19 protein-coding genes are annotated in these 21,989 nt (G+C 59.0%); 11 read left to right on the forward strand and 8 right to left on the reverse strand.

Annotation, left to right across the window (positions count from 1 at the left end; all coding sequences use genetic code 11):
• Window positions 1-22: 22 nt before the first annotated feature.
• Window positions 23-1,429, forward strand: coding sequence for an adenylate/guanylate cyclase domain-containing protein (locus tag DES49_RS08665; RefSeq protein WP_424955226.1), 1,407 nt, complete (start codon window positions 23-25; stop codon window positions 1,427-1,429).
• On the opposite strand, the gene queF is transcribed toward DES49_RS08665, so the two are convergent.
• The 3 genes from queF to DES49_RS08680 are packed head-to-tail and all read right to left on the reverse strand — an operon-like array spanning window position 1,430 to window position 3,978.
• Window positions 1,430-2,251, reverse strand: coding sequence for an NADPH-dependent 7-cyano-7-deazaguanine reductase QueF (queF, locus tag DES49_RS08670; protein ID WP_133736005.1), 822 nt, complete (start codon window positions 2,249-2,251; stop codon window positions 1,430-1,432). It lies immediately after the preceding gene.
• A 12-nt stretch (window positions 2,252-2,263) separates the two neighbouring features.
• On the reverse strand, window positions 2,264-3,037 hold the full coding sequence (locus DES49_RS08675; protein WP_133736006.1) for an ABC transporter permease: 774 nt from the start codon (window positions 3,035-3,037) through the stop codon (window positions 2,264-2,266).
• Window positions 3,034-3,978, reverse strand: coding sequence for an ABC transporter ATP-binding protein (locus DES49_RS08680; protein WP_133736007.1), 945 nt, complete (start codon window positions 3,976-3,978; stop codon window positions 3,034-3,036). Before DES49_RS08680 ends, DES49_RS08675 begins: the two co-directional genes overlap by 4 nt.
• A 308-nt stretch (window positions 3,979-4,286) precedes the next feature.
• On the opposite strand from DES49_RS08680, the gene DES49_RS08685 reads away from it, so the two are divergent.
• Window positions 4,287-5,447 (forward strand): hypothetical protein, encoded by a 1,161-nt coding sequence (locus DES49_RS08685; protein WP_133736008.1) that lies wholly within the window; start codon window positions 4,287-4,289, stop codon window positions 5,445-5,447.
• A gap of 10 nt (window positions 5,448-5,457) precedes the next feature.
• Here DES49_RS08685 and DES49_RS08690 read toward each other — a convergent pair whose 3' ends face one another.
• A complete protein-coding gene (locus DES49_RS08690; RefSeq protein WP_133736009.1) occupies window positions 5,458-6,750 on the reverse strand; it encodes a cyclic di-GMP phosphodiesterase in 1,293 nt (430 codons plus the stop codon).
• Between the two features lie 129 nt (window positions 6,751-6,879).
• The gene (locus DES49_RS08695; RefSeq protein ID WP_133736010.1) at window positions 6,880-7,467 is read right to left on the reverse strand and encodes a hypothetical protein; all 588 of its coding nucleotides are present in this window, start codon (window positions 7,465-7,467) and stop codon (window positions 6,880-6,882) included.
• 257 nt (window positions 7,468-7,724) lie between these two features.
• On the opposite strand from DES49_RS08695, the gene DES49_RS08700 reads away from it, so the two are divergent.
• Genes DES49_RS08700 through DES49_RS08710 form a run of 3 tightly spaced genes read left to right on the forward strand, consistent with a single transcriptional unit; the run spans window position 7,725 to window position 11,431 of the window.
• On the forward strand, window positions 7,725-8,738 hold the full coding sequence (locus DES49_RS08700) for an iron ABC transporter substrate-binding protein (protein ID WP_133736011.1): 1,014 nt from the start codon (window positions 7,725-7,727) through the stop codon (window positions 8,736-8,738).
• A gap of 28 nt (window positions 8,739-8,766) precedes the next feature.
• Window positions 8,767-10,326, forward strand: a complete 1,560-nt coding sequence (locus DES49_RS08705) for an ABC transporter permease (protein WP_243864975.1) — start codon at window positions 8,767-8,769, stop codon at window positions 10,324-10,326.
• Window positions 10,327-10,354: 28 nt separating this feature from the next.
• Entirely contained in the window at window positions 10,355-11,431 is a 1,077-nt protein-coding gene (locus DES49_RS08710) for an ABC transporter ATP-binding protein (RefSeq protein WP_166646041.1), read from the forward strand.
• Window positions 11,432-11,433: 2 nt separating this feature from the next.
• Here the strand turns inward: DES49_RS08710 and DES49_RS08715 are convergent, their stop codons facing one another.
• Entirely contained in the window at window positions 11,434-13,104 is a 1,671-nt protein-coding gene (locus DES49_RS08715; RefSeq protein WP_166646042.1) for an AMP-binding protein, read from the reverse strand.
• 118 nt (window positions 13,105-13,222) lie between these two features.
• Here DES49_RS08715 and DES49_RS08720 point away from each other — a divergent pair, with 118 nt between their 5' ends.
• Window positions 13,223-13,558: a hypothetical protein gene (locus DES49_RS08720; RefSeq protein WP_133736013.1), complete on the forward strand. Its 336-nt coding sequence runs from the start codon at window positions 13,223-13,225 to the stop codon at window positions 13,556-13,558.
• On the opposite strand, the gene DES49_RS08725 is transcribed toward DES49_RS08720, so the two are convergent.
• Both DES49_RS08725 and DES49_RS08730 read right to left on the reverse strand, forming a co-directional pair.
• A complete protein-coding gene (locus DES49_RS08725; protein ID WP_133736014.1) occupies window positions 13,555-14,103 on the reverse strand; it encodes a methylated-DNA--[protein]-cysteine S-methyltransferase in 549 nt (182 codons plus the stop codon). The genes DES49_RS08720 and DES49_RS08725 overlap by 4 nt on opposite strands.
• Window positions 14,100-14,651, reverse strand: a complete 552-nt coding sequence (locus tag DES49_RS08730; RefSeq protein WP_133736015.1) for a hypothetical protein — start codon at window positions 14,649-14,651, stop codon at window positions 14,100-14,102. The genes DES49_RS08725 and DES49_RS08730 overlap by 4 nt, the downstream gene beginning before the upstream one ends.
• A gap of 455 nt (window positions 14,652-15,106) precedes the next feature.
• Between DES49_RS08730 and DES49_RS08735 the strand changes: the two genes are divergently transcribed.
• From DES49_RS08735 to DES49_RS15830, 5 genes are all read left to right on the forward strand, one after another.
• Window positions 15,107-18,370: an LAGLIDADG family homing endonuclease gene (locus DES49_RS08735; protein ID WP_133736016.1), complete on the forward strand. Its 3,264-nt coding sequence runs from the start codon at window positions 15,107-15,109 to the stop codon at window positions 18,368-18,370.
• Window positions 18,371-18,399: 29 nt separating this feature from the next.
• The gene (locus DES49_RS08740) at window positions 18,400-19,089 is read left to right on the forward strand and encodes a TSCPD domain-containing protein (protein WP_133736017.1); all 690 of its coding nucleotides are present in this window, start codon (window positions 18,400-18,402) and stop codon (window positions 19,087-19,089) included.
• A 273-nt stretch (window positions 19,090-19,362) separates the two neighbouring features.
• The gene (locus DES49_RS08745; protein WP_133736018.1) at window positions 19,363-20,115 is read left to right on the forward strand and encodes a toll/interleukin-1 receptor domain-containing protein; all 753 of its coding nucleotides are present in this window, start codon (window positions 19,363-19,365) and stop codon (window positions 20,113-20,115) included.
• Between the two features lie 455 nt (window positions 20,116-20,570).
• Entirely contained in the window at window positions 20,571-20,888 is a 318-nt protein-coding gene (locus tag DES49_RS08750; RefSeq protein ID WP_133736019.1) for a hypothetical protein, read from the forward strand.
• A 589-nt stretch (window positions 20,889-21,477) separates the two neighbouring features.
• Window positions 21,478-21,960, forward strand: coding sequence for a GNAT family N-acetyltransferase (locus tag DES49_RS15830; protein WP_166646043.1), 483 nt, complete (start codon window positions 21,478-21,480; stop codon window positions 21,958-21,960).
• Window positions 21,961-21,989 lie beyond the last annotated feature (29 nt).

Here is a 21,989-nt window from a genome sequence, read left to right on the forward strand (position 1 = left end):
AAAAGGATCCGATCGTTAACCCATGATGAACGCACCGTTAATGCCCTCGGGCATCACCGCCATGGATCGCAAACAGCGACCGGCCGCGATACCGCCAATGCCGGACTACCATGCCCGTGTCATGGGCTACATGGCCGGCGGCGCCATCATCATGACCGGGGTACTGATCGACCACTTCCCCGCCCACCTGATATGGCTGGTGCCCCTCGCCCTGCTCTGGCCCCATGCCCTGTACTTCCTCAGCCGGGCACTGCTTCCCAAGCGGACCGCCGTAGTCCGCGAGCGCATCCTCCTTCTGGACGGCGTAATCATCGGGTCTCTGATTGTACAACTGCAGTTCAGTCTGATCCCCGCCATCATGCTACTGCTGATGGTCAGTTTCAGCTGCATCATCGTTGGCGGGCTGCGGGCGTGGGCCATGAACATGGTCGCCCTGGCCCTGGGTATCGCCGGTACCGTTGCGGTACTGGGCGCGGAATTCCAACCGGAAATACCCCTGACCCTGGCGATGGTCAGTGCCGTGGCAACGGCGGTCTACGTGTGCATCATGGCCTTCTATACCTACCAACAGGCCAGGGCCCTCGTGCTCGCCAAGTCCCAGATCCAGTACCAGCGGGAACAGTCCATTGCCCTGTCCCACAAGCTGGCCAAGTATCTCTCTCCCCAGGTCTGGCAGTCGATCTTCACGGGCGAACGGGATGTGCGCCTGGAGACCCAGCGCAAGAAACTGGCTGTCTTTTTTTCGGATATTCAGGGCTTCACCGAGCTGTCCGAGGAAATGGAGCCGGAAGGGCTTACCGACCTGCTCAACACCTACTTCACGGAAATGTCCCAGATCGCGCTGAAGTATGGGGGCACCATCGACAAGTTCGTGGGTGACAGCATCATGATCTTCTTCGGTGACCCCACCAGCCAGGGCGCCAAGAACGACACCATCGCCTGTGTGGCCATGGCGATCGAGATGCGCAAGCACATGACGGTGCTGCGCCAGAAGTGGAAAAGCCAGGGCATCCGTACGCCGCTGGAAATCCGCATGGGCATCAGTACCGGCTTCTGCACCGTGGGCAACTTCGGCGCGGACAACCGCATGGATTACACCATCATCGGCAAGGAAGTGAACCTGGCCAGCCGCCTGGAAGAGCTTGGAGACCCCGGCGAGATCCTGGTCTCCTATGAGACCTTCTCCCTGATCAAGGACAGGATCATGTGCCGCGACAAGGGCGAGATCACCGTTAAGGGTTTTGCCCGGCCCGTTCCCATCTACCAGGTCATCGACTTCCGCCAGGACATTGGCAACAGCCGCAGTTTCATCGAGCACGAAGGCGACGGCTTTGCCATGTACCTGGACTCGGAAAAGGTGGACGCCAACGAGAGGGAGCAGATCATCCAGGCGCTGGACAATGCCGCCCGCCACCTCCGCGAAGACTGACTACTGGCGGCATAGCCTGATGCCTGGCGCACTACCCGTGTCGGTTGAACGCCAGGGATTGATGTCCAGGCCACCCCGCCTGGTGTACCAGGCTCCCACGCTCAATCGCGCTGGACCAAGATGGTGCTGGAGGTCGGTGAAAATCCGCTCCACACAATGCTCATGGAAGTCACGCTGCTCCCTGAAGCCAATGATGTAGCCAAGCAACGCCCCCCTGTCGATGCGTGGGCCGTCATACTCAACCAGAAGCGTTCCCCAGTCAGGCTGGCCCGTCACCGGACAGAGACTGCGCAGAAGATGCGAACAGAGCCGTTCCTGAACCCGTTCGCCACGGGCTTCAACCAGGTGCGACAGCGGCTCATCCGCAGGCAGCACCACGCCACCGGCATCATCAATCAACGCAGCCTCACTCGGGCGAGCCTGCGCCTGACGCATTTCCTCTACCGGAAAGAGCCGCGCGCTGACCAGCGCCCCCGCCTTTTCCGAGAGGTCCGTTTCCAGGGTCCGGATCAACTCGACCTGGGTCGGAAAAACCCGGTTATTGAGCGAGTTCAGATACAGCTTGAAGGACTTGGACTCTATCAGACAGGGAGAATCCGCCGGCACCCGGAACTCACCCACGGCAACCCGCGGGACCCCGTCGGGCCTGAGCCAGCTTATCTCCCAAGCCTGCCACCGATCCTCTCCGTACCAGGGCCAACCGCCCTGACCAAGCCCCAGTTCCCGGCGATTATCGACGCGAGGGACCGGGAAAAGCAGCTCCGGATCGTAGCTTTCCGGATAGTTGGTGGTCCGCCCCAGCGGCATGTCATCCTGCGTCATCGTCCACTCCCGTTACTGGCGAATACCCTTGCCCCGGTCCAGCAGCCAGAGACTCAGGCTGAACAGGGCCACGGCGAAGATCACCAGCATACCAATCGCATAGAAAGGCGCCACGTCCGACGCCCCCAGAACCCCGTACCGGAACGCATTGACCATATAGAGAATGGGGTTGGCCATGGACAGCCCCTGCCAGAACGGAGACAGGAGATTGATGGAGTAGAACACGCCGCCCAGATAGGTCAGCGGCGTCAGCACGAAGGTCGGCACAATCGAGATGTCATCAAACTTGGTGGCGAACATGGCATTGATGAAGCCTCCCAGGGAAAACACCAGGGAGGTCAACAGGGCCGTGGTTACCACGAGCAGCGGGCTGTAGAAGTCCAGGGATGTAAAGAACAGCGACACCAGCATCACCACGAAGCCCACGATCAGGCCCCGCGCCATACCGCCGGCCAGGTAGCCGGTGAGAATCACCCAGTTGGGCGTGGGCGAGACCAGCAGCTCCTCGATGCTGCGCTGGAACTTCATGCTGAAAAAGGAAGACACCACGTTCGCGTAGGAACTGGTAATCACCGACATCATGATCAGCCCGGGAACAATGAACTCCATGTAGTCATAGCCTTCCATGGGGCCAATCCGGTCACCGATCAGGTTCCCGAAGATCACGAAATAGAGCGTCATCGTCACCGCCGGCGGCAGCAGCGTCTGGGGCCAGATGCGGGTAAACCGCCGCACCTCCCTCACAACAATGGTGATAAAGGCAATCCAGATCTGAAAGGGCGTCATTCAACCACCTCCCCGTTCTGCTCGGGCAGGTTCCTACCCACCATGCTCATGAACAGCTCCTCCAGACGATTCGAACGATTGCGCATACTGACGATGTCGAAGCCCTGCTCGGAAAGCTGACGGAACGCATCGTTCAGGCTGGCGCCCTTCTGTACCTCCAGCATCAATGCCCCTTCGTCATTACGGGTGCACTCAAAGCCCTCAAGGCTCGGGAGCGTGCCCGGATCATCCCGCACATCCAGGATGAAGTGCTCCATGCTCAGCTGGCGCAGAAGCTCATCCTTGGGCAGGTTCTGCAGTATCCGCCCCTGGTCGATGATCGCAATGTTACGGCACAGCGCCTCGGCTTCCTCCAGGTAGTGGGTGGTCAGGATAATCGTCACCCCCTCCCGGTTGATCCGCTCCATAAAGGCCCACATCGACCGTCGCAGCTCAATATCCACGCCGGCCGTCGGCTCATCCAGGATCAACACGCGCGGCTCATGCACCAGCGCCCGGGCAATCAGCAACCGCCGTTTCATACCACCGGACAGCATCCGCGCCGGCGAATTGCGCTTGTCCCACAGCCCCAGCTCACGCAGGTAACGCTCGGCATTGCGCGCAGCCTGCTTCAGGGGCATGCCGTAATAACCCGCCTGGGTCCGGACAATATCCCCGACCTTCTCGAACTGATTGAAATTGAACTCCTGGGGCACAACACCAAGGTAAGTCTTCAGGCGCGCCGGATCCTTGTCCAGATCCGCATCAAACACCGATACCTGCCCGGAGGTCTTGCGCACCAACGACGCCAGAACTCCAAGGGTCGTCGACTTACCGGCGCCGTTCGGCCCCAGAAGCGCAAAGAAATCCCCGGCTTCCACGCGCAGATCGATACCCTTCAGCGCTTCGAGTCCTCCCGGAAAGGTCTTGCGTAGATCTTTGATATGCAAAGCGTCTGTCATGCTACCCCCAAACTGAGGATGAAAACGGTGGAACGGGCTGGGGGCAGCCTTCCGGGAAGCTCTGGAGCCATGGATGGCGGAAGCGCAGCGTACATGGATGTATTCATAGCGATTCCCGGAAAGCTGCCCCCAGCCCGTTCCACCGTTTTCATCCGTCTCAACAGGCTGCAAATTATGGAGCCCAACAACCGCATTGCAACATCTTTATTCAATCTGCGACCTGTGTCCGGTCACTCCCCCGCATGGTTACCTACAATAACCCCAACGTCGATATCTGCGAGTCAAGTGATAGTGTGATAGGACATCCCGTGAGAGAAACCAAACTCAAACCCCTTCTGTTACCGGGCCTCTGCGCTTTCGTCCTGACCGGCTGCCTCGACAGCGATGACAGCAACGGCAACGACCGTAACATTGGAACCTTCACCCAAATCGGCGTTGAAAACCTCAGCTACGAGACCCGCAGCAGGTCAGGAACCACAGACGAAGAAGGCCGCTACAGCTACCTGCCGGGTGAGACAATCAGTTTCTCCATCGGCGACCTCCCGATTGCCAGTAACGTGCCGACTGCCCCTTTCCTGACCTCGATGGATTTCACCGAGGAACAGCGGCAGCGGCTACAGGAGGGCGATATCAGTGAGGAGGGCTTCCACACCCATCGCATAGCCGAGGAGGAGCTTGCCTCAAGCAACCGCATTGCCATCAACACGATGCGGCTGATTATGGCCCTGGGCGAGGATTTACAGACCGATCCCAGCAAACCGATCCGGATTACGGATCGAACCATCGAGCAGCTCAACCGCTACCTCGCCGAGAACGAGCCGGATATCGACTTCAGCCAACCCGTATTGTCCTTTGCCAGCCCGAGAACACCGAAGTACGACAAAAAGGGAAATCTGGAGGGTGGCTCAGTCGTAAACCAGATGCTCGATGAGATCTGCTTCGAGCCCGAGGGCGACGAACTCTGTGAGCCTCCGCCCACACGGAAGGAGATCAGCGAGACCACGGACGACGGGTTGAGGCAGGATCTGGAGCAGAAACGCCAACAGATCCTGGATGCGCGCCATACACTCAGCGAAATCAGTCAAAACGACGTCAAGAATTTCCTTTTGTCCGAAGCAAAAGACTTCAGGCTGGATCTGGAGGCGCCCTATTTCCTTGACCCGGACGCCGTGACATTAGCTCCCGACGAGACCGGCATTCAGGAAATACGCATCCGCCGCATCGGCTCCGGTGGGGTACAGCTTCAGGGCATTGGTGCCCTTGATGCGAGCGCTCAGGGCGATGCGCTCAACCTCCACAGCGTGGACTGGCAGAGCGGCGTGGTTGAGTATTCTCATCATGGCGATGCCGGGGATTCCGGAACAATCCTGGTCAACTTCAAGATTGAATCTCCGGACTTCGAGAATTACAGGTGGTTCCGAAAAACCGTGAAAGTGTGTGTCACAGAGAACAGCCAGTGCTCCCAGTAACACACAGCCCTCATCCGCTCATAAGGTGACGCCAGCTCCAGCGGGACCCCGCGCCAGTCACTTCGTAGCGGGACGCGTCAATGCCACCATACCCCAGCGGTTTACAGTTGGCGACCTTGAGGTCCCCGCCCTCTTCCTGCGCCTTCGCAAGGTCCACAATATGGCCATTCTTCAGCGGCGTATGGCTCTGGTCGGTGAGCACCAGAACACTCGGCCACAGGCGCCGCTTCGGGGTATGGGAAATAACGACGCCCAGCTCCCGGGTTGAGAGTTCAACAATAGTGCCCGTCGGGTACACACCCACCGCCTGGATGAACTGGTCCACCAGATCCTCCTGGAAGAGGCTGTTACGCCGTTCGAAGAGTTGCGATACGGCCTGGGCAGGCGTCAGCTGGCCACTGGTATCGCGGGGCTCAATCATGGATTCGTAATAATCCACGAGACCCACGATCTTGGCCAGCACTGGAATTTCCTCACCGCTGACCCCCTGTGCGAAGCCCGAGGCGTTGTGACGCTCGCGATGATAGCGGACGACATTAGCCACAACCCTGGGCAGGCCCGATGCTTCAACAATCCCCGCACCTAGCTCCGGGTACTTAATGTATTCCTGCCACTGACCTGCCGACATATGACTTTCACTGATACGCAGCGAAGCAGGAAGCTTGGCCTTACCAACATGCGCCAGGATTGCGCCCATCGAGAGCTTATGCAACACATCCGGGGCCAATCCAAGCTGACGCCCGAGCAGCAGTGCCCAGATACTGAGATTCAGCGAGTGCCTGTAGGTGTAGTTGTCACGGCTCTGGACGCGGCTCAACCACAACAGGGCGTCTGGATTACGGGCGACACTGTCAACCATTGAGCGCGCCACGGACTCAACCGCCTCCACATCCGGCCGCTGGTCGCCCCTTGTGATACTCTCACTGAGGCGATCCAGGGCCTGCTCCACATCGTCGAGCAACGGTTCCACATCCTTCAGTTCACGCTTGAGGGTGCGGGTTGTCTCGTAATGGTGTGGGTTACGGATCCGCACAGCGGGAAGCTTGACAACCCGCTCCTCCTTGCTCTTACCCGAAGCCTGGGGCTTCGCTGCGCCAGCCGTGGTTTCGGGCTTCTGGCGAACTTCCGCCACGTCCACAAACACATGGCGGCAACAGCGGATGAGCTGATCAATCTCCTGCTGATTGCGTATGTAGAAACCCTGAATCGGGAATGGCGTCTCATGCCATGGCCGGTCCAGATTGGCCACGAACATGCCGATTTCGAGTTCCTGTACGAGAAATTTTTTCCGTTGCACACCCATGGCTGCACCTCAAGCGCGGATTACCGTCTTCTTGCATTGTTTCAAATTGAGCGCGGGAAACAATCAGTTCGTCGTGAAGATCAGTAAACTTCCACCCTGGAAATGTAACGAGTATTTACACTCTGTGCTTTACTCGTCCAGGTCACAGACACTGTCGTCCAGTTCAGGCGGGCGTTGGGTCAGGCTGCCAAGGGGCGCAGCGCGCACCCGGAAGTTATAGGGAACTACCGAAGCTCGCAGGTAATCCGCATTGGCAGTTTCGTCACCCATCTCAATCTCGGTGTGACGGGGATAGCAGCTGACGGTCACCTCAACCCGCTCACCCAGCTCCAGAATGCGGTCACTGCCCTTTTCATCGGAAACGGTGATGCACTGGTGCTCTGTGGAATCGAGCAGCTCCCGATCCGTGTCCAGATCCAGTGCCGGATCCCCACAGGCGCCAATGGAGTCGGTGGAACAGGATTCCTCCATACCGGGATCCTTGATGCGCCAGACACGGCGGCTGCACTGGGTCTCCATGCGGATCGGCGTTGCCTTGTCCTGGCGCCAGTGCCAGGACGGATAATGCGCCGTGCGCCACGTGAGCCGCACTTTGCGCTCCTTGCCCGAGGATGTCGCTGCCTCAATAACCGAGTAGTGGGATTGGTAGGATGCGCAGCCCACGCCAACCAGCGGCAGAACAATAAGAACAAGCAAAGTCCGGTAGAAGCGCATCACCCGTGATCACCTCGGTTCAATCAATGAGTTGAAGGCCAGAGCCCACTTGCGGAAAGTCGTCATTATCCACAATCACGAAGAGTCCGCCATCGGACAGATCACGCATATTGAAAACCGGCTACCCGAAAGGATTATAACAGCTGCAACGCGGATTACCGGCAGGTGGCCACTGACCGAAAAAGGATAGCACCTGAGAATCATTTGCATTACAATGCGTACTATTAATGCGGACGTTCAACAAAAAGGAGATTCCGTCTATGCAGCGCGCCCTATCCGGCCTCGTCGTTCTGATCCTGATTGCAGCGGCTGGCTACCTCGGCCTTTCATCATTTCAGCAAACAGACACACTCACCCTCTATTCCGGGCGCGGCGAATCCATGGTCAAGCCCATGATCGAGCGGTTCGAGGAGAAGACCGGGATCAACATCGACGTTCGCTACGGCGATACCGCCCAACTCGCGGTACTGCTGCAGGAAGAAGGCGAACAGACCCCGGCCGACCTTTTCTGGGGCCAGGATGCCGGCGCCATGGGCGCACTCGCCAAGGGAAACCAGCTTCAACCGCTGCCGGAATCGCTCTATGCCGATCTACCCGCCATCTACAAGAGCAACACCGGCGAATGGGTTGCTGTTACCGGCCGGGCCCGCACCTTCGTCTACTCGCCGGAGCGCGTCTCCGAGGACGGGATGCCCGAGAGTGTCTTCGACCTGACCGGCGAGGCCTACGAAGGGCGCGTCGGCTGGGCACCCACGAACGGCTCCTTCCAGTCCTTTGTCACCGCCATGCGCCACCGCCACGGGGATGAGCGCACACTGCAGTGGCTGGAAGCCATGGATGCCAATGGCGCCAAGCGCTTCCGGAACAACAGCTCTCAGGTTGAAGGCGTTGCCGATGGTGAAATTGATTTCGGGCTTGTGAATAATTACTATTTGCCGCGATATAAGGCCAACGACCCCGATTTCCCGGCCGAGCAGGCCTTCTTTGCACCCGATGACATCGGCAACCTGGTGAACGTCGCCGGGATTGGCCTGATCAAGGATGCCGGGAACCCGGAAGAAGCCCTTGAGTTCATCCGCTTCCTCCTCTCGTCGGAAGCCCAGAGCTACTTCACGCAGACCGTTCACGAGTATCCGGTCCAGAGCGACGTCGAGCGGAACGAGAACCTGCAGTCCTTCGAATCGCTGCTTGAGGTTGCGCCCGAAATCAACCTGGATGAGCTGGAGGATCTTGAAGGCACCCTGGATCTTCTCCGGGAAGCGGACCTGATCTGAGCCGACGCCATGACGCTGTGGAGACCACATGGTAAAACGCCCGCCACTGCACATTATGGGGCCCTCCCTCCTGGTCGTGGCGGCCATGCTGGTTCCCCTTGCCTATCTGGTACTCAGGGCCTTCCAGGCGGATCCGGCCACCGTTGTTGAGCTGGTCTTCAGGGAGCGCAACCTCTGGCTGCTGATCAATACGCTGGCACTGACCGCCAGCGTGCTGATCCTGACCACGCTGATCGCGCTTCCGCTCGCCTGGATCCTCACGCGCACCCGGATTGCCCATAAACGCCTGCTTACCGTGCTCGGCGTTGTGCCCCTGGCGGTTCCCGGGTACGTCATGGCCTATGCGCTGCTTGGCGTCGGCGGACATTATGGGGTTACGGCGCAGCTCTTTGGCTGGCAACTGCCCCGGATTGATGGCTATACAGGCGCCGTGCTCGGCCTGAGCCTCTACACCTTCCCCTACCTCTTTCTGAACCTGCGCTCCGCGCTGCTCGGGCTGGATGCCAACCTGGAAGAAAGCGCCCGCAGCATGGGCTACAGCGAGTTCGCCATATTCCGCCGCATCATCCTGACCCAGCTCATTCCGTCACTGATGGCGGGCTGGCTGGTCATCGGTCTCTATACGCTGGGCGATTTCGGGGTTGTTGCGCTAATGCGCTACGAGGTCTTCAGCTACGCCATCTTTAACCAGTATTCCGGCGCCTTTGACCGCATCTATGCCGCCTGGCTGTCCCTGATGCTGCTCGCCATTGCGCTCGCTCTGGTCATGAGTGAAAGCCTCATTCTAAAGCGCCGACGCCTGGCCAGTGTCGGGCGCGGTGTGGACCGCCACCCGCGCCCCCATGAACTTGGACCCTGGCGCATCCCAGCCTATGCGTTCCTGGGCCTGGTGTTCGCGGCCTCCATCGGGTTGCCCTTGATGATCCTGGCCTACTGGCTGCTGATGGCGCCTCCAGACCCGCAGTTCTTTCTGGAGGTGCCGGTGGCCTTTGCCCGATCCGCCGGGGCCGCCATGCCAGCCGCCGTGCTTGCCGCCGCCATGGCCCTGCCCATCGCCTATTACTCGGTGCGCTACCCATCGCCACTGTCCAACATAGCGGAGCGTTCGGCCTACATCGGCTATTCCATCCCACCACTGACGCTCGCGCTCGCGCTGGTATTCTTTGCACTCCAGACAGCCACCTTCCTGTACCAGACACTGGCATTGCTGATCCTCGGCTGGACCCTGGCAACCGTGGCCCTGGCCCTGGGCCCCATCCGCAGCACCCTGATGCAGATGCGCCCCAGCTTCGAGGAAGCTGCGCACTCGCTTGGCCACAGCCCCAGATCCACCTTCGTGCACGTCGTCTTTCCCCATCTGCGCAAAAGCCTGTTCGCATCCCTGGCGCTGGTGTTCCTGTTCTGCATGAAGGAGCTTCCCATCACCTTCCTGCTGGCGCCAACGGGTTACACGACACTGGCCGTGACTGTATTCAGCCGCACCTCAGAGGGTATGATGGCAGAAGCGGCCCCCTTCGCCGCCGCCATCATCCTGTTCTCGGGGCTGTCCGTGGCACTCATTCTCAATCGTGAGGGGGCCCGGGCCTGACATGCTGGAGGAAACCTCTATTTATCCCATGAACCAAGATACTGACGACACCCAGCAGCGCCCGCCAATGGGCCCGCTGCTCAGTATCAGCAGCCTGAGCAAGCAATACCCCCGCACACAGGCACGGGCGGTCAACGATGTTTCCTTCAACCTTTATTCGGGCGAGATCCTGGCACTGCTGGGACCCTCCGGCTGCGGCAAGACCACAACCCTGCGCATGCTGGCCGGCTTTGAGACCCCGGATACGGGCTCAATCCACCTCAAGGATCGGGACATCACCTCACTGCCGCCCCAGAAACGCCACATCGGCATGGTCTTCCAGGATTACGCCCTCTTCCCGCACATGACGCTGGCCGAAAACGTGACCTTCGCGATGCAGCAAATCGCGCGCGACCAGCGCTATACCAAGGCCCTGGAATGGCTGGAACTGGTGGGACTGGGCGATCTGGCGGATCGATTCCCGGAGGAACTCTCGGGCGGTCAGCAACAGCGGGTGGCCCTGGTGCGCACCCTGGCCGCGGAGCCGGAGCTGGTGCTACTGGATGAGCCCTTCTCCAACCTGGACGCGGGGCTGCGGGAGCGCACCCGCAAGGAAATGCGGCGCCTTTTCAAAAAAACAGGCACCTCGGTAGTACTGGTGACCCACGACCAGGCCGAGGCCATGACCATGGCCGACCGGATCGGGGTCATGAAAGATGGCGATCTGCTGCAGCTCGGTCCGCCCCAGCAGGTTTACCGGGAACCGGCGAACGCCTTCGTTGCGGAATTCCTGGGCCACACCAACCTGCTCGAAGCGCAGGCCAGCGGCGAATCCGCCGCAACGCCACTGGGGCAGGTGGATCTCAATGCGCCGGCCGAAGGCAGGGTAACCCTCTCACTGCGCCCCGAGCATCTCGCCCTGGTACCCTCGGACGACAGCGACAGCGCGACGGTGGTGGATCGCGAGTTCCGGGGGCACGACTACTTCTACGTCCTGCAGCGGGGCGAGCAGCGCTATTGCGCCATCGTCCCCAACCACGAGCCGCTTGAAGTCGGCGACCGCGTACGCCTCAAGGCGCACCGGCAGGCTTCAGTGCTGCCCGCCGAGCAACAGCGGAAGCACTGACCTCAGTCTTCCCAGATGATCGTCTGGCTCCGGCTGTACCAGTCGTCCATCTTGTTCTGGTAGGCATCCTCGACCACATTGCGCTTGAGCTTCATCGTGGGCGTCAGGAAGTTGTTCTCAATGGTCCACTCATCACGCACGACCACCATGAACTTCAGCTGCTCGTGCGGGTCCAGACCCTGGTTCACCTCCTCCATCAGGTGCTCCAGCTGTTTATCCACCTCCTTGCGGTAATTCGGGTTTGAGATCCGCGGGCGGACGTCCTCGCCCAGCATCACCAACGCATAGGGGCTGGTCTGGTTTGCCCCGCTCACACAGGCCACTTCCACCATCGGGTGCGCCACCAGCTCGTTCTCGATCGGCGCCGGCGCCACATACTTACCCTTGCTGGTCTTGAAGATCTCCTTGATCCGGCCCGTCAGCTTGAGCCGCTTGAGCTCATCCTCCTCGCCCTTGTCACCGGTGGCGAGGAAACCATCCTCGGTCATGGTCTCGGCCGTCTTCTCCGGGTCCCGGTAGTAACCCATCATGGTTGCCGGGCTGCGGACCTGCACCTCGCCTTCCTCGGTGATGCGGGTCTCCACCCCGGGCAGGGGTTCGCCCACATAACCGGTGCGCGAGCGCCCTGGCATGGACATGTGAGAATAGGCAAAGTTCTCGGACATGCCATAGCCCTCAAGCAGCTCCAGCCCCAGGCGCCGGTACCACTCCAGGATCTCGCCGGCCAGCGGCGCGGACCCGCTTCCCGCGAATTTCACGTGCTCAAGCCCGAGGTTGGTCAGGATCTTCTTCTTGATCACGCGGTTCAGCAGCGGAATCTTCAGCAGCCGATCCAGCTTTTCGGGCGGCATCTTCTGGAAGACGCCGGCCTGGAACTTCGTCCAGATCCGCGGCACCGCAAGGAAGAGCGTGGGTTTGGCGCGCTGCAGGTCCTGCAGGAAGGTATCCAGCGTCTGCGCGAAATACAGGTGGAAGCCCGCGTAGAGCGACCCCAACTCCACAACGAAGCGTTCGAACACATGGGCAAGCGGCAGATAGGACAGCATGCGCTCATCCGGCGTCACATCCAGCGCCTGGATGCAGCCTTCCGCCGCATAGGCCATGTTGGCAAAACTCAGCATCACGCCCTTGGGTTTACCGGTACTACCCGAGGTGTAGACGATGGTCGCCATCTCATCCGGATCGCGTTCGGCCACCGGCTGCAATGGTGACTGCTGGGCCACGATCTCGTTCCAGGTGGGAAAGTCCGTCTCCGGGCTCAGTGGGTAGGAGATGCAGTGCATCGTCTCGGGAACACCCGGCTTCATCATCTCCCAGTCATCCAGCTTCCCCACAAAGGCCACTTCGGCCCCGCTGTGATCCAGGATATAGCGAACGGTCTCAGCGTTGAGCGTGGGATAGAGTGGCACGGAGACATGGCCGGCCATCCAGATGGCCCAGTCGGACATGATCCAGTGCGCGCAGTTCTTGGAGATAATCGCAATGCGGCTTCCCGCCGGCAGATCCATGGACTTGAGGTAAGTCGCCATGCGCCGCGCTTCGCCCACAGCCCGCCGCCAGGTATAATCCACCACCTCACCATTGCCCATGGGCTGACTCAGGTAGATTTCCTGGGCCTTCTGCTCCTCCCAGTACTGAACCTTGTCCAGGGGCAGGCTGAGTTTTCTCGCCATTGAAATTATCCTTATTGTGGTTGTTTCAACTATGGGAGACTATACAAACAAAATGGTGTCTCAGAAACCCGATAATGGAGTGCCTATGCTGGTCTGCACCAACTGCAGGCAGGGCCTGATGGACCCTATAAGAGATGACGAGGAACCCGAGTACACGGACCGCTACCAATGCGGCCACTGTGGCCATATCGCCACCATCCCCTCCGTGCTGATTGTCACCAGCCAGATCATCTCAGCCCTGCTTGGGGGCGGCATTACGGTCTACCTGTTGGTTCTTCATGGCGGCAACATGCTGCAACTCTGGCAGTATGGTGGCGAAGGGAGCCTGCTGCACGAGGGAGGGCTGGCAGTCGCCGCCCTGCTGCTGCTTGGCGGCTTTCTCTACATCATGGTCCGGGCCGCCAGCGGCATCGCACTGCGCGTACGCTACCGCCAGCCCCAGGGCAGCAGCTAGGCAAGCGCGCCCTCGGCATCAAGCAGCGCCTTCTTCCGTGCCGCTCCGCCCGCGTAATTACCCGTACCACCGCCGGAAGGGAGCACCCGGTGGCACGGCACCAGCACCGAGACCGGGTTATAGGCCACTGCCCGCCCTACCGCCTGGGCGGCGCCGGACTTGCCCAGCCGCGCGGCAATATCGCCGTAAGTCACCGTCTGCCCGGGCTGCAACCGAAGCAGCAACCGCCAGACGCTCTGCTGGAAGTCGGAGCCAATCATCTCCAGGGTTGGTATCCGTTTTCCTGTAACCTCAGGCCACTCCGCCAGCAGGGCCTGTAGTTCTTCAAGCCGGGCATCCGTCGGCTCCATCATTGCCGGCTTTTCACCCCAGAGCCGGGAAACCGCGTCCAGCTCTTCGTCCCGGCTTTCCGGATCATCGACAAACACCAGGCGCACCAGTGCATCGTCATGCCAGACCGTCAGCACCTCGCCCCAGGGGGAATTCAGGGTGCCGACCTCGACCCGCTCCGATTCCACCGGCTTCGCCAGCCAGATCACGTTCATTGGCGCTCCTTCCTGTTCCCCATAATGAGGACCTCGGTGCGATCCACATCCTCGGGGCCGAAATTCACCGCCCCGTCCTCAATGCTGTAGCTCAGCCGCCGCAACAGCGCCCGCCCGGACTGATGCTCCATATGGGCCACGACCATCTGGCTCCGGTCACGGGTATCCAGCAACTGCCCTTCCCCGGTGGCATAAACCACGAAGGCCACAATATCGTCACCCTGCGTCATGGCCCTGATGCTCTGAAAGATCAGGTCAAGCCGGTCCTCGTGGTCATCCCCGGCCCGCGGCGAGATATGGACGCCGCGCACGCCCCCGAGCCGGGAGAGCACAAAACCGCGCGGATAGAACGGCTCTGGCTCATTCACCAGCGCGTCGCGCACCACGGGCAGGGTCTCGCGCATCAAGCGATTCCAGGAGGCCATGGGCCGGTCATCCTGCACCTTCTCCGGCGGCGTCTGGCGCTGCATACTCTGGTCAACCGTGGTACAGCCGTTAACCACCACCATTGCGGCCAATGCAAGCAACGCTGCAACAAAACGCATCATGGGTTCCTTCACCGTAATCCCGCCCTGAAAGAGACAGCATAACCGATTCCGCCGCCGTGATCAGCAAACACTATATCTAGTAATCGCTGATTGACAGCAACACCACGCGAACCACTCAGCCCCCACGGATCAACAACCTGGCGCCCATCAAAAATTTCATCTCTCCGTCCCGGATTTTTTCTTGACACTATTCGGACCTGGACCACAATATACAGGCATCAACAACAACAAAAAGCCGATATATTGGGGTAAACAAAAATGACACCGCGTGTCAACAGGCCGGCATTCTCGCCGCTACCGCCCTCATTCCCGCTTATCATGGCGCCATATTCCCGCCGGAGGACCGTCACTCCGGGGCTCGGCGGCCCATGATCACCGATTGAACGAAAACACAATATATGGTGGTTGCACCGAGCAACCATTTTGATAAACACCAGGGACACCGAGGCCTTTACATGAACGCCAAGATTCAGGATCTCACCAACAACATCCCGTTTCAGGAAACCTCCAAAGACATCTGGGAAAGCAAGTACCAGTTGAAGACCAAGGCCGGTGAACCGGTCGACAAGGAGATCGAGGACACCTACACCCGGGTTGCTGAAGCCCTGGCCTCGGTGGAAACGGCCAAGAAGAAGGACAAGGTCCTCAAGGACTTCGTCTGGGCGCTGCGTAACGGCGCCATCCCGGCCGGGCGCATCATCTCCAACGCCGGCGCGGAAGCGCACAAGCCGTCCACGTCCACCATCAACTGTACCGTCTCCGGTACGGTCAAGGACTCCATGGACAACATCCTGGTGAAGAACCACGAGGCGGGCCTCACACTGAAGGCCGGCTGCGGCATTGGCTATGAGTTCTCCACCCTGCGCCCGCGCGGCGCGTACGTGGCCGGCGCCGGCGCCACCACCTCCGGCCCGCTGTCGTTCATGGACATCTTCGACCGCATGTGCTTCACCGTCTCCTCCGCCGGCGGGCGCCGTGGCGCGCAGATGGCCACCTTCGACGTGCACCACCCGGACATCATCGACTTCATCGAAGCCAAGCGCGAAGACGCCCGCCTGCGCCAGTTCAACCTCTCGCTGCTGATCACCGAAGACTTCATCGAGGCCGTTAAGAACGACACCGACTGGCAACTCTCCTTCCCCGTCTCCAGCGAGGAAGTCGAGAAGGAAGGCCTGGACCTGAACGACCCGAAACAGTTCGTCTACCGCGACTTCCCGGTCAAGGAAGGCTACGTCACCGACGGCAAGGGCCGCGTCGCCTGCCGGATCTACCGCACCCTCAAGGCGCGCGCGATCTGGGACAAGATCATGTCCTCCACCTACGACTACGCCGAGCCGGGCTTCATCCTGATCGACAAGGTCAACCGGATGAACAACAACTGGTTCTGCGAGAACATCCGCGCTACCAACCCGTGCGTGACCGCCGACACCTGGGTCCAGACCAGCAAGGGCCCGCGCCAGGTGAGCGAGCTGATCGGCAAGCCCTTTACCGCCATGGTCGACGGCCAGCCCCATGACAGCGGCGCGGAAGGCTTCTTCCACACCGCCGACAAGGAAACCGTCACGCTCAGGACCGCCGAAGGCCACGAGCTGCAGCTGACCAGCGATCACCGCGTGCGCCGCGTCAGCGCCTTCACCCGCCACCGCACCGAGACCGAATGGTGCGCCGCCGGCGAACTGACCCAGGGCGACCGCGTCCTGCTCAACGATCACCGTGAGATGGCAGACTGGGAAGGCGAGCGCACAGAACAGGAAGGCTACCTCCTCGGCCTGCTGGTCGGCGACGGCACCCTGAAGGACGACAAGGCCGTTCTCTCCGTCTGGAAGCCCGCCATGGCCGCCAACGGCGGCCCCACCGCCTCGGGCGTGGACGCCATGATGAGCTACGCCGAAGAAGCCGTGCGCACCCTGCCCCACCGCAGCGACTTCAGCGGCTGGCAGACCGTTGGTGGCCGCAACGAATACCGCCTGGCCACTGCCGCCCTGAAGCAGCTTGCCTCGGACGCCGGCATGGCACCGGGCAACAAGGCCATCACGCCCGAGATCGAGAAAAGCTCCGCCGCCGCCTATCGCGGCTTCCTGCGCGGCTTCTTCGACGCGGACGGCTCCGTGCAGGGCAGCCAGGCCAAGGGCGTGAGCGTCCGCCTCGCCCAGTCTGACATGGGTCGCCTGCAGGCCGCCCAGCGCATGCTCCTGCGCCTGGGCATCGCCTCCACCATCTACCGTGACCGCCGCGCCGCCTCCGAAGCCACCCTGCCCGACGGCAAGGGCGGCCAGAGCGAGTACACCATCCAGCCGCAGCACGAGCTGGTCATCACCGGCGAGAACCTCAGCCGCTTCGCGGACCAGGTCGGCTTTGTGGACACGGACAAGCAGGCACGCCTGAACAACAGCCTTGAAGGCTACCAGCGCAAGCTCAACCGTGAGCGCTTCGTGGCCCGTGTGACCGCCGTGGAAAAGGCCGGCTCCGAACCCGTCTACGACGTACAGGTTCCTGGAATCAATGCTTTCGATGCTAATGGTATTCACGCTCACAATTGCGGAGAACAGCCATTACCGCCCTACGGAAGCTGCCTCCTGGGCTCGGTCAACCTCACCCGCTTCGTGGAGTTCCCCTTCACCGAGAAGGCGCGCTTCAACTACGAGAAGTACCGCCAGGTGGTGGGCATCTTCACCCGCATGCTGGACAACGTGGTCGAGATCAACGGCCTGCCCCTGGACAAGCAGCGCCACGAGATTGAATACAAGCGCCGCCACGGCATGGGCATCCTGGGCCTGGGCTCCACGCTCACCATGCTGGGCATGCCCTACGGTTCCCCCGAGTCCGTGGCCTTCACCGAAGAAGTGAACAAGGAAATGGCCCTGGAAGGCTGGCGCGAAGGCGTCAAGCTGGCCGACGAGAAAGGCCCGGCGCCGATCATGAACGACGAGTTCGAGCTCACCGAGGAAATGCTCGAATGGCGCCCCGAGATGCGCGAAGACGGCTACAAGGCCGGCGACAAGGTGCCCGGCCGCATCCTGCACGCCCGCTACAGCCGCTACATGCAGAAAGTCGCCGAAGCCGAGCCGGAGCTGGTGGCGCAGATTGCCGAGAAAGGCGCACGCTTCACGCACCACACCTCCATCGCGCCCACGGGCACCATCTCGCTGTCGCTGGCCAACAACGCCAGTAACGGCATCGAGCCCAGCTTCTCGCACCACTACTCACGCAACGTCATCCGCGAGGGCCGCAAGTCCAAGGAAAAGGTCGACGTCTTCTCCTACGAACTGCTGGCCTACCGCGAGCTGATCAACGGTCGCGCCATGCCCTTCTCGGAAAACCCGGAAGAGCAGCTGCCCGAGTACTTCACCACTGCGGACGATGTCTCGCCCAAGCAGCACGTGGACATCCAGGGCGCGGCCCAGAAATGGGTGGACTCCTCCATTTCCAAGACCGCCAACGTCCCCACGGACTTCGCCTACGAGGACTTCAAGGACATCTACATGTACGCCTACGAACAGGGCCTGAAAGGCTGCACCACCTTCCGCTTCAACCCGGAAGCCTTCCAGGGCGTACTCGTAAAGCAGAAGGACCTCGAAGGCACACAATACGAATTCACGCTGGCAGACGGCAGTACCGTGAAAGTGAGCGGCGATGAGGACATTGAGTACGACGGCGAGATCCACAACGCCGCCAACCTCTTCGATGCGCTCAAGGAAGGCACCTACGGTAAGTACTGAACCGAATCCAGACTACGGAGACACGAACAATGACCGTCCGAATTGAACAGAAAATCGTCGACCAGCGCGTGCTCAAGGACGAGAACGCCGCCAACGAAGAGCAGCAGGCGGCGAGCCCGGAAAACCAGCCGCTGGTGATGAACGAGCACATCGAACGGCCCGAGTTCCTGCTGGGAACCACCTACAAGATCAAGCCGCCGATCGATGACCACGCGATGTACATCACCATCAACGACATCATCCTCAACGAAGGCACCGACCACGAAACCCGGCGACCCTACGAGGTGTTCATCAACTCCAAGAACATGGAGCACTTCCAGTGGGTGATCGCCCTCACCCGAGTGCTCTCCGCCGTGTTCCGCAAAGGCGGCGACGTGACCTTCCTGGTGGAAGAGCTGCGCTCCGTGCACGACCCCAGCGGCGGCTACTTCAAGAAAGGCGGCGTCTTCATGCCCTCGCTGGTGGCAGAGATCGGTTACATCATCGAGAAACACATGAAGGCCATCGGCCTGATTGAAACCGAAGAGATGAGCGAACTCACCCAGCGGATGATCGCCGAGAAAAAGGCCGCCTTCGAGGCCAATGGCGAACCCGCCTCCAACGCCGACGGCACCTACCCGCCCAACGCCACGGTCTGCGGCAAATGCCACACCAAGGCCATGGTGATGATGGATGGGTGTGAGACCTGTCTTGCCTGCGGCGAGAGCAAGTGCGGCTAACGCCGGAAACCAAACCCCCTGCGGTGTGAGCCCAGGGGGTTTTTTATTGGGGCTGATTGAGTGCGGGTAAACGAGAACTCAAGATATTACATAACGAAGCGCCGACAAACCTCCAACTGCCTGATTCCTGAAAAGAAAGGCGGTCGGCAGACAGAAAAGGCGCTGGCGCTATACCGACGTCGCGAATATCAATAATAAAGAGTTCTAACCATTACCTGTTATGCCTGAAAACTTAACTGGATCGCAGTCAATGGGTGTTTTTGAGGTTTTGCAATGAATCCACCGAGAGTATTTGTTTCCTATTCTCATGACTCTGCTGATCATAAGAGATGGGTACTAGATTTTGCCACTACTTTGCGGAATCGAGGTATTGATGCAGTTCTTGATCAATGGGACCTGAAACCAGGAGACGATCTTCCGCATTTTATGGAAACACAGCTGGAGTCAGCGCAGTATGTGCTGATGATTTGCTCAAACCGCTATGTGGAGAAGGCTAATGCAGGCGAGGGTGGAGTTGGGTACGAAAAAATGATCTTGACCTCAAACCTGCTCTCAAAAATTGATAGCGCAAAAGTTATCCCCATTATTAGGCAGCCAGCTGGCACGCACAACACTCCAACTTTTTTGCGCACGAAACTGTTTGTTAATTTTTCTAATGATGCTGAACTTGAGTTTAGCTTTGACGAATTATTGCGGCATTTGCTCGACGCCCCTCTGTTTGAAAAACCTGAGATAGGCTCGAATCCTTTTAAGCCAATGGAGAACTCCGCTCCGGATAGGAGTTCTGATGGGATAAAAGAGGTCATGAAAGCTGTTGCGCGGTGCTATAACAAGACATCGGCTTCTTATATCCAATTTCACAACCTTCTCAATGACTTGAGCATGCATAGGATTACTTCAGAGAAGTACTTATTGGAGGCTAAACAAGCAGGCCTTCTGACTGCAGTTCGGAACTTCCCTTCTCGAATAAGACTGACACCGGAAGGGAGAGAGTATCTTTTTGAACATGGTATTGTGGATAAATAAAGCATAACCAGTGCAGGCACGGCGACGCCCTTTACATTGCGCCTTCGGCTCCATTTCATGGCCGCGCATGCTGCAAGCGTTAAAGGCCTAGCTACGTCGCTTTTGGATTTGGTGTTTGGGCGCAGCTTGGCAGTAGTTTTCAGGCAAAACACAGCCGCCTGTCTGGCGGCGGTTTTGGCCGCTATTTCGGTGTTCAGGTTGCGGGGCAATCCGGCGCATTCGTCGTGCAGTTTCCGCTCATTCGGTGCTCTGGTTCCTGGCGCTATGGGTCGAGCTAGTACACAGTATCGGGAGTAGGCATTCAGTATTGGGTGCCAAACCAAAAAACAAGGGTAAACAGGCCCTTAACAAGTCGCAGCAGTACGCGGCCTACGGCCGCCGGACGCCCTTTCCATGGCTCCTTCGTCGCCATTCCAAGGTCGCCGCTGTGCTCAGCGTTAAATGTACGGGGAACTATGACTGAGAAGACCACCGCCAAGCTCTCATCTCTCATAGGGTCAATATTTCTGGCTATCCTGTACATCGTCGACATAGGCTTTGATGGGTGGGCATATGTTTTTGCCGCAGGAACTTGGGAAGGCGTGAAGCTAGCCGCAGATACGTTTTGGGGTATAGGCTTCCTCGTGCTTTTTATTAATCTATTTTTGATGTGGCGTGATATGTACAGGGAAGGGAAATGGGGTTGGTTTATCGCTACGGTTTTCTTGTTTTTCTTTAGTGCTCTTGCCTACTATTTCATTGAATACAGGAATCGTAACGTTCGAGATATTTGACTGTCGCCCAAGTTAGCAGCCTTCCGGTATGGGGCTCGCAAGCTGACGCCGCGGTGCTTACTGATAGAACGAGTCGCAACTATGAGTCTAGGTGAAGCCCTTACGATTTTATCAGGTCTTCTGGGGTTGTCAGGAACCATATTATTTTGTGTGGGTATTCTTGAAGTTCGTCGGCCTGAGCTAATCTGGCTTGCAATCAGGATGTATGGTGCTGGACAGCAAATGGCACTGGGGATGAGAGCGCAGCAGGTAGACTTCTTTTTTGGCTTGGTTCTAGTCGGCCTAGCGTTCATTCTGCAAACATTGGGGGTTTTGAGTTCAGGAAAGTACCTAGTTGGTGCCAAATCTATTGGGTGCCCCGCAACCCTGATATTATCTAGTTTTACTCTTTTTATTCTAGTGTATTTAGTGGTCTGGCTCTTAGTTAGAAAAAATAGACTGAAAAGCCTTAGATTCAGAATTGAGCAACATGACAAGAGCTAGAACTTTTTTAACAAGTCGCGCAAGGCGGACGCCCTGGTGGGCGCCGGCTTCGCTCTGCGTTATACCTAAATAGGCCGAAATGCGTGCCGACGTGAAAATTCGACGAATGTCACTGTCTGACCTCCCTGAGATTTCTCGCGTACAGCGGGAGTGCTACAACGAGAGCATTCTTGAATCTGTAGATTCATTTTCCGCAAAGCTCTCTGCTTCCCCTGATTTCTGTTTTATGGCTGTCCAAGGGGATCTGGTGGTGGGCTATGTTGTATCTTTGCCATGGGTGTTTGGCGAGATACCCGACTTGGACGGCGCCGAGTATCTTGTGCCTTCAAATGCGGATAGTTTGTGCATTCATGATATGGCGGTGACTCCCTCAGCCCGTAAGGTTGGCGCCGCGAAACAGATGTTAAACACTGTGCTAGATAGCGCAAAGCACAGGGGGTACAAACGGATATTCTTGGTTGCTATCCAAGGGGCGTCCTCGTATTGGATGCGCCATGGTTTCAAAGCTGTGCATGTAGGTGAGTCGCTTAAGAGGGATCTATCCGCATATGGAGAAGAAGCGGTATGTATGGCCAAAACCGAGGATTAGGTATAGCACCGTTATAGGCCGAGCATCGC

The sequence above is a fragment of the Halospina denitrificans genome (assembly GCF_004364635.1).
GTDB classification, from domain to species: domain Bacteria; phylum Pseudomonadota; class Gammaproteobacteria; order Pseudomonadales; family Oleiphilaceae; genus Halospina; species Halospina denitrificans.

Excerpts from the sequence above, each read along its gene's own strand:
- DES49_RS08710 (WP_166646041.1), top strand. The coding sequence starts at position 10,355 with ATGAACCAAGATACTGACGACACCCAGCAGCGCCCGCCAATGGGCCCG.
- DES49_RS08675 (WP_133736006.1), bottom strand. The coding sequence starts at position 3,037 with ATGACGCCCTTTCAGATCTGGATTGCCTTTATCACCATTGTTGTGAGG.
- DES49_RS08725 (WP_133736014.1), bottom strand. The coding sequence starts at position 14,103 with ATGAACGTGATCTGGCTGGCGAAGCCGGTGGAATCGGAGCGGGTCGAG.
- DES49_RS08705 (WP_243864975.1), top strand. The coding sequence starts at position 8,767 with ATGGTAAAACGCCCGCCACTGCACATTATGGGGCCCTCCCTCCTGGTC.
- DES49_RS15830 (WP_166646043.1), top strand. The coding sequence starts at position 21,478 with ATGTCACTGTCTGACCTCCCTGAGATTTCTCGCGTACAGCGGGAGTGC.
- DES49_RS08665 (WP_424955226.1), top strand. The coding sequence starts at position 23 with ATGATGAACGCACCGTTAATGCCCTCGGGCATCACCGCCATGGATCGC.
- DES49_RS08720 (WP_133736013.1), top strand. The coding sequence starts at position 13,223 with ATGGACCCTATAAGAGATGACGAGGAACCCGAGTACACGGACCGCTAC.
- DES49_RS08680 (WP_133736007.1), bottom strand. The coding sequence starts at position 3,978 with ATGACAGACGCTTTGCATATCAAAGATCTACGCAAGACCTTTCCGGGA.
- DES49_RS08715 (WP_166646042.1), bottom strand. The coding sequence starts at position 13,104 with ATGGCGAGAAAACTCAGCCTGCCCCTGGACAAGGTTCAGTACTGGGAG.
- DES49_RS08740 (WP_133736017.1), top strand. The coding sequence starts at position 18,400 with ATGACCGTCCGAATTGAACAGAAAATCGTCGACCAGCGCGTGCTCAAG.
- DES49_RS08700 (WP_133736011.1), top strand. The coding sequence starts at position 7,725 with ATGCAGCGCGCCCTATCCGGCCTCGTCGTTCTGATCCTGATTGCAGCG.
- DES49_RS08745 (WP_133736018.1), top strand. The coding sequence starts at position 19,363 with ATGAATCCACCGAGAGTATTTGTTTCCTATTCTCATGACTCTGCTGAT.
- DES49_RS08690 (WP_133736009.1), bottom strand. The coding sequence starts at position 6,750 with ATGGGTGTGCAACGGAAAAAATTTCTCGTACAGGAACTCGAAATCGGC.
- queF (WP_133736005.1), bottom strand. The coding sequence starts at position 2,251 with ATGACGCAGGATGACATGCCGCTGGGGCGGACCACCAACTATCCGGAA.
- DES49_RS08735 (WP_133736016.1), top strand. The coding sequence starts at position 15,107 with ATGAACGCCAAGATTCAGGATCTCACCAACAACATCCCGTTTCAGGAA.
- DES49_RS08730 (WP_133736015.1), bottom strand. The coding sequence starts at position 14,651 with ATGATGCGTTTTGTTGCAGCGTTGCTTGCATTGGCCGCAATGGTGGTG.
- DES49_RS08750 (WP_133736019.1), top strand. The coding sequence starts at position 20,571 with ATGACTGAGAAGACCACCGCCAAGCTCTCATCTCTCATAGGGTCAATA.